Source organism: Maribacter sp. UBA3344 (assembly GCF_002362375.1).
Classification (GTDB): Bacteria; Bacteroidota; Bacteroidia; order Flavobacteriales; family Flavobacteriaceae; genus Maribacter; species Maribacter dokdonensis.
Window position 1 is genome coordinate 152,283 of sequence record NZ_DERI01000012.1, and the last position, 13,040, is coordinate 165,322.

Here is a 13,040-nt window from a genome sequence, read left to right on the forward strand (position 1 = left end):
ACAATAAAGAATGAAATTATATAGCGCAAAACAAATTTATAAAGCAGATCAGATTTCTATAAAAAAGGAGGAAATTGGTAGTAATGAATTAATGGAACGTGCTGCTTTGCAACTTTTTAATTGGATGCATTTGCGTATGCAAGGAGCTCCAGTGAAAATTCATTTATTCTGTGGAATAGGTAATAACGGGGGCGATGGTATTGCGCTGGCCCGACATCTTGTGGATCATGGTTATAATTTAGAAGTATATGTTATCAATTATAGTGAAAAGAGGTCAAAAGACTTTTTAATTAACCTAGATCGATTAAAAGATCGAAAAGTTTGGCCGCATTTTATGAATTCTGATGATGAGCTACCAGCAATAGGTAGGGAAGATATCATCGTGGACGGCATTTTTGGAATAGGTTTAAATAGAACACCTGATGATTGGGTGATAAAAGTTATTCAGCACTTAAATAATTCTCAGGCATTTATTCTTTCAATTGATATTCCTTCAGGATTGTTCACCGATCAAGGACCTGAAAATTTTGATGCTATTATAAAATCTAATTATGTATTGAGTTTTCAAACTCCTAAACTAGTTTTCTTTTTGCCGGAAACTGGTGGTTTCATTGAGCAATGGGAGGTACTTGATATAGGTTTGGATCCTGAGTATTTAATGCAGACCGAAACGGAATATGAGTTAATAGGGAAGAATGAAGTATTGACATTGTATAAGCCTAGGGAAAAATTTGGACATAAGGGTACCTATGGTCATTCATTAATTGTTGGTGGAAGTTATGGGAAAATAGGTTCCGTTTGTCTTTCGTCTAAGGCTGCTCTTTGTGCCGGTAGCGGGTTGGTCACATCCTATGTCCCCAGAATTGGTTATACTATATTGCAGACCGCATTACCCGAAATAATGGTGTTGACAGATCTTGAAGAAAATGAACTTACTGAAATTAAGTTTGATATTGAGCCAAGTGTTGTAGGGATAGGAATGGGAATGGGTACAAGCGATGTGTCTATTAAGGCATTTACAAGTTTCTTAGAGCAAAATAAATCTCCCTTGGTAATAGATGCAGATGCACTTAATATACTTTCTAAAAAGAAAGAACTGTTAAAAGAGCTTCCTGAAAAAACCATTTTAACGCCTCATCCAAAAGAGTTGGAGCGATTGATCGGAAGTTGGAAAGATGACTTTGAAAAGTTGAAAAAAGTAAAGGAGTTTTCAAAAAAATATAATTGTATTGTAGTTGTAAAGGGTGCACACACTATTGTGGTTTATAATGACAAGGGATATGTAAATACCACTGGTAATCCTGGTATGGCTACAGCAGGAACAGGTGATGTGTTAACAGGTGTAATTACAGGGTTGTTGGCGCAAGGTTACCCGGCACTGGATGCTTCAATCTTTGGGGTCTATTTACATGGCAGATCTGGAGATATAGCCGTAGAGTCTACTGGTTTTCAGTCCTTAACCGCTTCAGATGTTATAGATAATTTGGCAAATGCATATTTGGATTTGTTTAAATTGCCAGAACAACCCGTTACGGAAGAAGAAAATCAGTCCAATCAATAATTCTTAAGAATTCACCCTTCTTTTAACCCATTTTAATGCGTTATCAAATTCTATGAAGAATTTCATAGGCTTTTTGTAAAAAAGTTTTTCGATCTTAAAGTTATGCATGTCGATTTCTTTTACTGAAACGATTGCAAAAGCTTTAAGATTGTCTAGTTGTTTTAAGTAGTTGTAAATGGTTGGGTCAATGGCAAATGAGTGCCTACGTAGACTAATGAACCCAAAATTCTTATCTCTAAAATGAATTTCAGCTATACCAATAATTTGGTAAGCTCTTTCTAATGTTAATGTAGCGCCCTCGTCAAAGATGGATACCATGTAATTCTCATAAACCTGAATTTTGCCTGTTTCTAATTCGTACTCTCGCACAATTACTTTTTTCTTGGTAGATCCAACTTTCATTCTTTCAGTATTAATATAGTGTGTCTTGAGCGAAAGTAAAGTGAACTGCAATCTTTGTGCAAAATTTTAGTTTAAACGCGAAAATATCGTTCGTACTGCGTATAGCTATGAATGGCTGTATTTCTATTCTTACGACTTAGAAAGTATTGTACGAAAAAAGAGCCCTAACAAGGGCTCTTTTTTTATACTGTAAAAGTGAGAAAATTTACGTTTTAGGAGACTCTTCCTCGGCTTTTTCAATCTTAATGGTCAATTCTTCGCTCTTTTTGTCAAGATCAATATAAATACTGTCACCTTCCTTAAGCTTAGAATTTACTATTTCTTCCGCTAAGGCATCTTCAATGTATTTTTGAATTGCTCTTTTTAACGGTCTTGCACCATACTGCTTATCAAAACCTTTCTCAGCGATATAGTCTTTTGCTTCGTCAGTAAGATTCAAGTGGTAACCAATATCCTTGATTCTCTTGAACAATTTAGCTAGTTCTATGTCAATGATCTTATGAATGTCCTCTCTTTCCAGGGCATTGAATACAATAACATCATCAATTCTATTTAAAAACTCTGGGGCAAAAGCTTTCTTTAAGGCATTTTCAATAACACCTTTCTGGTGAGCATCTTCCTGAGATTTTTTTGCAGCTGTACCAAAACCTACACCTTGTCCAAAATCTTTTAATTGTCTAGCTCCAATATTGGAGGTCATAATAATGATAGTATTTCTAAAGTCGATCTTACGACCCAAACTATCTGTTAAGAAACCATCATCCAATACCTGTAAAAGCATATTGAAAACATCTGGGTGAGCCTTTTCAACCTCATCCAATAGTATTACCGAATACGGTTTTCTTCTAACTTTTTCTGTTAGTTGACCACCTTCTTCATAACCTACATATCCTGGAGGGGCACCTACCAATCTAGAGATGGCAAACTTCTCCATATACTCACTCATATCAATACGTATAAGTGCGTCTTCAGAATCAAAAAGTTCTTTTGCCAATACTTTGGCAAGTTGGGTTTTACCAACACCGGTCTGACCTAAGAATATAAATGAGCCAATTGGCTTGTTGGGATCTTTAAGTCCCGCTCTATTACGCTGAATAGCTTTGGAAACCTTTGCAACGGCGTCGTTTTGACCAATTACATTAGATTTGATCAATTCCGGTAGACCAGCTAATTTATTACTTTCTGTTTGCGCTATTCTATTAACAGGTATACCGCTCATCATAGAAACCACATCGGCAACATTTTCTTCGCTAACGGTTTCTTTGTTCAGTTTACTGTCATCTTCCCATCGCTCTTGAGCTATGGCAAGTTCTTTTTCCAGACTCTTTTCGTCATCACGTAATTTAGCAGCTTCTTCGTATTTCTGCTTTTTTACCACACTGTTCTTAAGTTCACGAACATCTTCCAATTTCTTTTCTAATTCAAGAATTTGCTTTGGGACATCCATATTAACAATGTGTACTCTAGAGCCAGCCTCATCTAAAGCGTCGATAGCCTTGTCCGGTAAAAAACGATCGGTCATGTACCTGTTTGTAAGTTTTACGCAAGCTTCAATAGCTTCGTCAGTATAGGTTACATTATGGTGATCTTCGTATTTACCTTTAATATTATGTAGAATCTCCACTGTTTCTTCAACAGAAGTAGGTTCTACAATAACCTTTTGAAAACGTCTTTCTAGGGCACCATCTTTTTCAATATATTGTCTGTATTCATCTAAAGTAGTTGCACCAATACATTGAATTTCGCCTCTTGCCAATGCAGGTTTAAACATATTTGAAGCATCTAAACTTCCAGTTGCGCCACCGGCACCAACAATAGTATGAATTTCATCTATGAATAAAATGACATCATCATTCTTTTCAAGTTCGTTCATGACCGCTTTCATGCGTTCTTCAAACTGTCCTCTGTATTTAGTCCCGGCAACCAAAGAAGCAAGGTCAAGCGTTACCACTCTTTTATTGTACAGAATTCTTGAAACTTTTTTATTGATTATTCGAAGTGCAAGACCCTCTGCAATGGCACTTTTACCAACACCTGGCTCACCAATTAACAGTGGATTGTTCTTTTTTCTTCGGCTAAGAATTTGTGAAACCCTTTCAATTTCTTTTTCTCTACCAACAACAGGATCCAGTTTATTTTCCTCTGCCATTTGTGTAAGGTCCCTACCAAAATTATCCAGAACCGGAGTTTTAGATTTTTTGGCACCTTTTTGATTAGAAGCAGAGCCAAAGGTGCTTTCTTTTCCTTCATTGGACTCTTCAGAGTCACTAGGAAAAGATTCGGCCGTTGGGCCATCTACCATATCGTCATCACTTGTAATCATAAATTTAAACTGTTCTTTAACACCGTCGTAATCGACCTTAAGTTTATGTAAAAGTTTTGTTGTAGGATCGTTTTCATTTCTAAGGATACAAAGTAGAAGGTGCGCAGTATTTATAGAAGAACTTTGAAAAAGTTTAGCTTCTAAAAAAGTTGTTTTTAAAGCACGTTCAGCTTGTCTTGTTAAATGCAAGTTCTTTTTATCTTTTTGTACGCCACTAGCGTTAGGGTTAGAAGGACTTAGGATTTCTACCTTTCTACGTAAGTGTTCTAAATCGACTTCTAAAGCATCTAAAATGCTAATGGCCTTCCCGTTTCCATCTCTAAGAAGCCCAAGCATGAGGTGCTCGGTACCGATAAAATCGTGACCAAGTCGCAATGCTTCCTCCTTGCTATAAGCAATAACATCCTTTACTCTTGGGGAAAAATTATCATCCATATACTATATTATCTTCTATAAAATTACTAAATCTCATCCAATCATTGGCAAATACCGTACCTATAATCGTTAAAGTTATTGTAAAAGCCATTAAAACCCGCTTTAATAAGTGCGAAATTAGCGGATAAAGTAAAAATTAACATAACTCTGCCAAGTGTTAATAAAAATTAATATTATTAAATCCACATATTCTTGAAACGCCTAGGATTTAAGTATATTGGCATGCTTTTTTACTAATTAAAAAACAGAAGATTTTAAAATGGCTGACGGTGAAAAATTGATTCCCATTAATATTGAAGAGGAAATGAAATCTGCCTACATTGATTACTCAATGTCGGTCATTGTGTCACGTGCCCTGCCAGATGTTAGGGACGGATTAAAACCCGTACACAGAAGAGTTCTTTTCGGAATGCATGAATTAGGAGTTAGAAGTAATAGCTCACATAAGAAATCTGCACGTATTGTAGGGGAAGTTTTAGGTAAGTACCACCCACATGGTGATACTTCTGTATATGATACCATGGTGCGTATGGCTCAGGAATGGAGTTTGCGCTACATGCTCGTAGATGGTCAAGGTAACTTTGGATCAATAGATGGTGATAGCCCTGCAGCAATGCGATATACGGAAGCCCGTATGCGTAAAATTGCAGATGACATGTTGGCTGATATTGATAAAGAAACGGTTGATCATCAATTGAATTTTGATGATTCTTTAAAAGAACCTACGGTTTTGCCAACAAGGGTGCCAAACCTTTTAGTGAACGGTGCGTCTGGTATTGCGGTAGGTATGGCTACCAATATGCCTCCTCATAATTTATCTGAAGTAGTAGATGGTACGGTAGCCTATATTGATAATAATGATATTGAGATAGACGAGCTGATCACCCATATTAAAGCACCAGATTTTCCAACCGGTGGTATTATATATGGTTATGATGGCGTTAAAGAGGCTTTTCATACAGGTAGAGGTCGTGTAAAAATACGTGCAAAGGCTAGCTTTGAAGAGGTTCAGGGAAGGGAGTGTATTGTGGTTACAGAGATTCCTTATCAGGTGAATAAGGCAGATATGATCAAGAAAACTGCCGATCTTGTAAATGATAAAAAGATAGAGGGTATCTCTAACATTAGAGATGAATCTGACCGTAACGGTATGCGTATCGTTTACATTTTAAAGAGAGATGCTATTCCTAATATAGTATTGAACATGTTGTACAAATATACGGCATTGCAATCCTCATTTAGTGTAAATAATATTGCATTGGTAAATGGTAGACCGCAGTTGTTGAATGTCAAGGAAATGATACATCATTTTGTTGAGCATAGACATGAAGTAGTGGTTAGGCGTACTCAGTTCGAGTTGAAAAAAGCTGAAGATCGTGCCCATATACTAGAAGGTTTAATAATTGCTTCTGATAATATAGATGAGGTTATTGCAATAATTAGAGCTTCCAATAATGCTGATGAGGCAAGGAACAACTTAATTGAACGCTTTAAATTAAGTGAGATTCAAGCCAAGGCCATTGTTGAAATGCGTTTACGTCAGTTGACAGGTCTGGAGCAAGATAAGCTTAGAACCGAGTATGATGAAATTATGCTTCTTATTGCCGATTTAAAAGATATTCTTGATAAAAAGGAGCGAAGAATGCAAATCATCAAAGATGAGCTTCTTGAGGTTAAGGAAAAGTATGGGGATGAAAGAAGGTCTGTAATCAATGTAGCAGGTGGAGATCTTAGCATGGAAGATATGATTCCAGATGAGCAAGTGGTAATTACCATTTCTCACGCAGGTTATATCAAGAGAACTCCTTTGACCGAGTACAAAACGCAAAATAGAGGTGGTGTAGGTCAAAAAGCATCCTCAACCAGAAATGAAGATTTCTTAGAGCATTTGTTCGTTGGTACCAACCACCAATATATGTTGTTCTTTACGCAAAAAGGAAAATGTTTCTGGATGCGCGTGTTTGAAATACCTGAAGGTAGTAGAACGTCTAAAGGTAGGGCAATTCAGAACCTGATCAATATAGAACAGGATGATAGCGTAAAGGCGTTCATTTGTACGCAAGATTTAAAGGATGAAGATTACATAAATGCACATTATGTGATTATGGCTACTAAAAAAGGTGTGGTTAAGAAAACATCTTTAGAGCAATATTCAAGACCACGTCAAAATGGTATCAATGCCATCACCGTTCGAGATGGTGATGAGTTGCTAGAAGCTAAGTTGACCACGGGAACAAGTCAAATATTCCTTGGACTTAAATCTGGTAAGGCAATTAGGTTTGAAGAAAGTAAAACTAGACCAATGGGTAGAAATGCTTCTGGTGTTAGAGGTGTAACTTTGGCAAATGATGAAGACGAAGTAATCGGTATGGTGTCGGTTCATAATTTTGAGGAAGAAATTTTAGTTGTTTCTGAAAAAGGTTATGGAAAAAGATCTAGTATAGAAGATTATAGGGTTACCAATAGAGGAGGTAAAGGGGTTAAGACTATTAGTGTTACTGATAAAACGGGCGGACTTGTAGCTATTAAAAACGTTACCGACTCTGATGATTTAATGATTATCAACAAATCTGGAATAGCAATTCGTATGAGCGTAGAGGATTTACGTGTTATGGGAAGAGCTACACAAGGTGTTAGGTTGATCAATATTAAAGGTAACGACTCTATTGCTGCAGTTGCTAAGGTTATGAAGGATGAAGATGATCTTGAAGAATCTGAAATCCTTGATATTGAAGTGAATACTGAGGGTGCAACTGAAGTAGATGATACTGAAGAAAAAGATGGCACAGAGATTGATAATCCTGATACCGAAGAATAAACTTAAATAATAAACACTAATAATTAATATATTAAAAATGAAAAATAGGTTATTACTTGTAGCGGCACTGACATTTACTATGGTCGGTTTTGCTCAAAAGAATGAAATAAAGTCTGCGGAAAAGGCATTAAAATCTGGCGATGCTACAGCAGCCAAAACTGCTATAGAAGCTGCTTCAGGTACTATTGCTGCAGCTGATGAGAAAACTCAGGCGCAATATTACTTTACAAGAGGTAAAATTTATAGCGATTTAGCCAAAAAAGGAGATAATGATGCATTTGAAAAATCTGCGAATTCTTTCAAAAAGGTTATTGAGATAGAAGAAGCTTCTGGTAAACAAAAATATTCTTCTGAGACTAACCAATATATGGCAGCTTTGACTGCAGATTTGGTTAACTCTGCGGTTAGCGATAACAGTAACAATAAGTTTAAAGAAGCGGCTGAGAAGTTGTATATGAGCTATACATTGAGTCCTAAGGATACATCTTATTTGTACTATGCTGCAGGTAGTGCTGTAAACGGTGGTCATTATGAAATGGCGTTAGATTATTATAACAAGCTACAAGAAGTAGGTTATGATGGTAGCGGTGTTGTGTATAAGGCTACGAATGCAGCTTCAGGTGAAGTTGAGGAGATGGATAAAGTTCAACGTGACCTTATGGTGAAATCTGGTACTTATACCAATCCTGTAGATGAAAAAACGCCATCTAAAAAAGCTGAAATTGTTAAGAATACAGCGTTGATCTACACTCAATTAGGGCAAGATGAAAAAGCTTTAGAAGCATATCAGGCAGCTAGAAAAAATGATCCAGAAGATGTAAATCTTATTTTAAACGAAGCAAACCTTTATTTCAATCAAGGAAATAAAGACAAGTTTAAAGAATTAATGGCTCAGGCAATAGCACTTGCACCAGATAATCCAGATTTACATTACAACGTTGGTGTAATTAGCATGGAGCAAGACAATTATGAAGATGCTCGTGTATCTTACAAAAAAGCGATAGAGCTTGATCCTAAATATACCAATGCATATTTAAATCTTTCTACAACCTATGTAAATGAAGGTAACAACCTTATTGATGAAATGAACTCTTTAGGTAATAGTAGAGCGGATATTGCCAAGTATGATGAATTGAAAGAGAAAAAGGATAGCTTGTTCAAGCAAGGTGCAGATGTTTTGGAAGATGCATTGAAGAACAACCCTGGTAATGAAAATATCATGACACAGCTTAAGAATATTTATGGAGCTATGGGTGATACTGAAAACTTTACTAGAATAAAGAAGTTGTTAGGAGAGTAATTCTAACTTACAGCAAAATGAAAAAGGCCCTAATTAGGGCCTTTTTTTATACAACTTTTTTAATGACTCTTAATTGATGCGTGTATGTTCTAAGGTCATTATTGAAAATACCGGTATGGTCTAAGCGATCTACTCTTACTTTACCATTTACATGAATTACATAATTATCCTCCATTATGATGCCTACATGGTCAATATCCCCATTAGCGTTATCAAAGAATGCTAAGTCTCCAGCCTCACTTTCTTCTACAAAACTTAATGCGGAACCTTGTTTAGATTGGCTTTCTGCCGTTCTTAGAAGGTGGTAGCCGTTTATTCTATATACCATTTGGGCAAAGCCGGCACTGTCTATACCAAAAGGCGTTTTTCCACCTTTAAGTTCGGGTGAGTTTAGGTATAACAATGCGGTTTTTATCAGCTTTTCCTTTGGTTGCTCTGTATTTGTAAATGTTCCATTGAATGTAATGGGTAAAGAAGCAATTTCTGGTATGCATGACCCTATTAGAATTGGTGTTAAAACTTTATTATGGTCTTCAATAAAAGAAATTAAATCTGAGACATATTTCAATTCCTTTCTAGTTTGAATATCATTGAATTCATCTTCAGGTATAAACATAAGTTGGCTATTCATAATCCAACCTTCACATTTATCAAAGACAGTTTTTATCCTAGACCAGTTTTTTCTGCATTCTAAAACCTTGTAATGTTCCCCGAACAAAAGTTGTGTTACCAGTTCAGATGCCTCATCGGGCATGCTTCGTACTGGTAGAATACTTAAAAAACAAATTCCGTATTGCATGAATGTTATTTAAAACTTAAGCTCTTTCGACAATGATCGCCGATGCGCCTCCACCGCCATTACAAATGGCTGCAGCACCTAGTTTTGCGTTATTTTGCTCCAATACATTTAGTAATGTAATCAATATACGTGCGCCAGAACATCCTAATGGGTGACCTAGAGAAACGGCACCGCCATTTACATTGACGTTTTTATCGTTCAAGCCTAATATTTTCATATTTGCGAGTCCAACTACGGAGAATGCTTCGTTAAATTCAAAGAAATCTATTTCTTCCAATTTTAAATTAGCCTTCGCTAGCGCTTTCGGTAATGCTTTTGCCGGTGCTGTAGTAAACCATTCTGGTTCATGCGCTGCATCTGCATAGCTTTTTATTGTTGCTAAAGGTGTAAGATTTAGTTCAATGGCTTTTTCTTTACTCATTAAGACTAATGCTGCGGCACCGTCATTAATGGTAGAGGCATTGGCAGCGGTAACTGTGCCTTCTTTAGAAAATGCCGGTCTTAAATTGGGTATTTTGTCAATAAATACGTTTGAGTATTCTTCGTCCTTAGTAACCATTTTTGGTTCGCCACGTCTTTGCGGAACAGCTACGGGAATAACCTCATTATCGAATTTACCGTTTTCCCAAGCTTCTGAAGATCTTTTGTATGATTGAATGGCGTAGGCATCTTGATCTTCTCTGCTAAATTCATATTTAGTGGCGCAAGCATCTGCACACACGCCCATTGCATTTTGATCATATGCATCAACCAAGCCATCTTTTTGCATTCCGTCTATTAAAGTAGAAGGACCAAATTTTGTTCCGGTTCTCATATGTACATAATGCGGTATAAGACTCATATTTTCCATTCCGCCCGCAACTACAATATCGGCATCACCCAAAGCAATTGCTTGAGCCCCTTGCATTACGGCCTTCATGCCCGAAGCACAAACTTTATTTATGGTTGTACAAGGAACGTTATTTGGTATGCCGGCAAATATTGCAGCTTGTCTGGCCGGTGCTTGTCCAGTACCGGCTTGAACTACATTGCCCATTAATACTTCGTCAACTACATCTGGACTAAGATCAATTTTTTTTAAAGCACCTTCAATAGCTATGGCTCCTAATTTTGGAGCTGGTATTGTGGATAATCCGCCCATAAAACTACCTATAGGGGTTCTTACGGCTGAAACAATAACTACCTCTTTCATGTTTTTAAATTTAGATGAAACGAAATTACTAAATTCTAAAGCAACCCAAGTGATATCATCTCAATTACTAGTTATCAGTTTATTATTTTCTATTTTTGAAGAACCTAATACAATTTTCTTTTGGATAATCTTTACAAACAGCAATCGCTCATTTTCAAATATATACTCTATGTAGTAGCGGTTGCATTTATAGTATTCTTCTTGCCCAAAGGAGGTAAATTTAAATATGAGTTTCAAAAAGGAAAACCGTGGCAGTTTGAAAACCTGTATGCCCCTTTTGATTTTTCTATTCAAAAGACGGATGCTGAAATAGCTAAGGAAAAGCAAATTATAGAAAATAATCAATTACCGTACTATAGTTATGATGAGGTTATAGTAGAAAAAGTTAGAGAGTCATTTGATGATGAATTTGAGTCTCAATGGGGAAATACAGAGCTGACTAGAAACCAAAAAAGCCGATTAAAATATTTTGCCCAAGTCATTTTAGATTCTGTTTATGCAAAGGGAATATTACAGAATAATGGCAAACAGGTACAACGTAATTTCATTTATTTGGTAAAGGGAAATGAGGCAAGTAAAGTACGCGTTTCAGATTTTTTAAAGGTAAGTGAAATCAATAACCTGGTTAGCGCTATACTTGATGATAATAATTTCAGCGCATTTGAAAAGGAAATACAAGCCTTATTTTTTGATATTATTGAGCCTAACGTAAGTTTTGATAATAATCTCACCCAAAAAGCTAGGGCAGAGGCGTTGTCAAAACTTTCTTATACGCGTGGTACCGTTGATCAAGGCCGTTTGATCATAGCTAAAGGAGAAGTGGTAGAGGCAGAAAATTTAAAGATTTTGGAATCTTTAAAGTCAGAGTATGAGTCTGAATTGTGGACTGCCAATAATTATTACTTTATTTTAATAGGTTATACCGTTCTAGTGGCATTGGTATTGATCATGCTATTTTTATTCCTAAAAAAGTATAGAAGAACCGTTTATGAAAACAATGTAAAAGTCACTTTTATATTTTTCAATATTTTATTAATGGTATTTGTAACCACAATGGTTATAAAGTATAATGATCAATTGGTTTTTGTTGTCCCGTTATGTATTCTACCGTTAATCCTAAAAACTTTCTTTGATGCAAGATTAGGATTATTTGTACATGTCTTGACCATACTTATTCTTGGTTTTGTGGTGCCTAATAGTTTTGAATATATATTTCTTCAGATTATTACGGGAATAGTTACCATTCTAACGGTGTCGGAATTATACAAAAGGGCTAACCTTTTTGTTAGCGTAGGGCAGATTACATTAATATATATTATAGGTTATTTGGCTTTTCATACCATTCATGAGGGAGACTTAAGTGATATTGAATGGTATACCTTGGGTCTTTTTCTTCTAAATGGAATGATTACGCTGTTTGTTCAGCCTTTGATCTATATCTACGAGAAAGTTTTTGGATTGGTGTCCGATGTGTCCTTATTAGAGCTTTCCGATACCAATTCCAAACTATTAAAAGAATTAAGCAATAAGGCTCCGGGAACATTTCACCACTCTTTACAGGTAGCCAATTTAGCCGAGGCTGCGGCCAATGAAATTGGTGCTAATGCCATGCTGGTAAGGGTAGGGGCATTGTATCACGATATTGGTAAGATGAACGACCCTACTTATTTTACTGAAAACCAAGTAACCAATGTAAACCCGCACGATGAACTTAGTCCAAAAGACAGTGCTAGAATTATCGTGGACCATGTAATAAAAGGTATTGAAATTGCCAGAAAGAATAATATTCCCGATCGAGTTATAGATTTTATACGTTCTCACCATGGTACTACTTTGGTATTTTATTTCTATAAGAAGCAAAAAGAAATTGATGAAAATGTAAACGAAGAGGATTTTAGATATCCAGGGCCTTTACCTTTTTCAAGGGAGACTGCAATTCTTATGATGGCAGATTCAGTAGAAGCAGCATCAAAAAGTTTAAAGAACCCAACATTTTTAATTATTGATGAGTTTGTCGACAAAATAATTTCTGGTCAAATGAAGGCAAATCAGTTTTTGAATGCGGACATTACATTCAAAGAAATAGAGACAATCAAGAAAATCTTCAAACAGAAGCTTATAAATATTTATCATTTGCGTGTGGAATATCCTGAGTAACAGCAAGATATTTTTTTATTAAAAAAAAACGTAAAAATTGTTGTGTATAATCA

At 36.0% G+C, this 13,040-nt stretch carries 8 protein-coding genes; 4 read left to right on the forward strand and 4 right to left on the reverse strand.

Annotated elements, in window-relative coordinates:
- Positions 1–10 precede the first annotated feature (10 nt).
- Positions 11–1,561, forward strand: a complete 1,551-nt coding sequence (locus B2Z27_RS09995; protein WP_286813535.1) for an NAD(P)H-hydrate dehydratase — start codon at positions 11–13, stop codon at positions 1,559–1,561.
- A gap of 3 nt (positions 1,562–1,564) precedes the next feature.
- On the opposite strand, the gene B2Z27_RS10000 is transcribed toward B2Z27_RS09995, so the two are convergent.
- Together B2Z27_RS10000 and B2Z27_RS10005 are read right to left on the reverse strand one after the other, a co-directional pair.
- A complete protein-coding gene (locus B2Z27_RS10000; RefSeq protein ID WP_058105376.1) occupies positions 1,565–1,963 on the reverse strand; it encodes a hypothetical protein in 399 nt (132 codons plus the stop codon).
- A gap of 205 nt (positions 1,964–2,168) precedes the next feature.
- Positions 2,169–4,721 carry an ATP-dependent Clp protease ATP-binding subunit gene (locus tag B2Z27_RS10005; RefSeq protein WP_071339939.1) on the reverse strand — a complete coding sequence of 851 codons (2,553 nt, stop codon included), beginning with the start codon at positions 4,719–4,721 and terminating at the stop codon, positions 2,169–2,171.
- Between the two features lie 259 nt (positions 4,722–4,980).
- On the opposite strand from B2Z27_RS10005, the gene gyrA reads away from it, so the two are divergent.
- Positions 4,981–7,539 (forward strand): DNA gyrase subunit A, encoded by a 2,559-nt coding sequence (gene gyrA / locus B2Z27_RS10010; protein WP_058105378.1) that lies wholly within the window; start codon positions 4,981–4,983, stop codon positions 7,537–7,539.
- Between the two features lie 37 nt (positions 7,540–7,576).
- Positions 7,577–8,839: a tetratricopeptide repeat protein gene (locus B2Z27_RS10015; protein WP_058105379.1), complete on the forward strand. Its 1,263-nt coding sequence runs from the start codon at positions 7,577–7,579 to the stop codon at positions 8,837–8,839.
- 46 nt (positions 8,840–8,885) lie between these two features.
- On the opposite strand, the gene B2Z27_RS10020 is transcribed toward B2Z27_RS10015, so the two are convergent.
- Positions 8,886–9,638, reverse strand: a complete 753-nt coding sequence (locus tag B2Z27_RS10020; protein ID WP_286813537.1) for an NlpC/P60 family protein — start codon at positions 9,636–9,638, stop codon at positions 8,886–8,888.
- Positions 9,639–9,654: 16 nt separating this feature from the next.
- On the reverse strand, positions 9,655–10,830 hold the full coding sequence (locus B2Z27_RS10025) for an acetyl-CoA C-acyltransferase (RefSeq protein WP_058105381.1): 1,176 nt from the start codon (positions 10,828–10,830) through the stop codon (positions 9,655–9,657).
- A gap of 120 nt (positions 10,831–10,950) precedes the next feature.
- On the opposite strand from B2Z27_RS10025, the gene B2Z27_RS10030 reads away from it, so the two are divergent.
- On the forward strand, positions 10,951–12,987 hold the full coding sequence (locus B2Z27_RS10030) for an HD family phosphohydrolase (RefSeq protein ID WP_286813538.1): 2,037 nt from the start codon (positions 10,951–10,953) through the stop codon (positions 12,985–12,987).
- Positions 12,988–13,040 lie beyond the last annotated feature (53 nt).

Bases quoted from the DNA above. Each gene is read 5' to 3' on its own strand.
- B2Z27_RS10005 (WP_071339939.1), bottom strand. From the start codon at position 4,721: ATGGATGATAATTTTTCCCCAAGAGTAAAGGATGTTATTGCTTATAGC.
- gyrA (WP_058105378.1), top strand. From the start codon at position 4,981: ATGGCTGACGGTGAAAAATTGATTCCCATTAATATTGAAGAGGAAATG.
- B2Z27_RS10000 (WP_058105376.1), bottom strand. From the start codon at position 1,963: ATGAAAGTTGGATCTACCAAGAAAAAAGTAATTGTGCGAGAGTACGAA.
- B2Z27_RS10025 (WP_058105381.1), bottom strand. From the start codon at position 10,830: ATGAAAGAGGTAGTTATTGTTTCAGCCGTAAGAACCCCTATAGGTAGT.
- B2Z27_RS09995 (WP_286813535.1), top strand. From the start codon at position 11: ATGAAATTATATAGCGCAAAACAAATTTATAAAGCAGATCAGATTTCT.
- B2Z27_RS10020 (WP_286813537.1), bottom strand. From the start codon at position 9,638: ATGCAATACGGAATTTGTTTTTTAAGTATTCTACCAGTACGAAGCATG.
- B2Z27_RS10015 (WP_058105379.1), top strand. From the start codon at position 7,577: ATGAAAAATAGGTTATTACTTGTAGCGGCACTGACATTTACTATGGTC.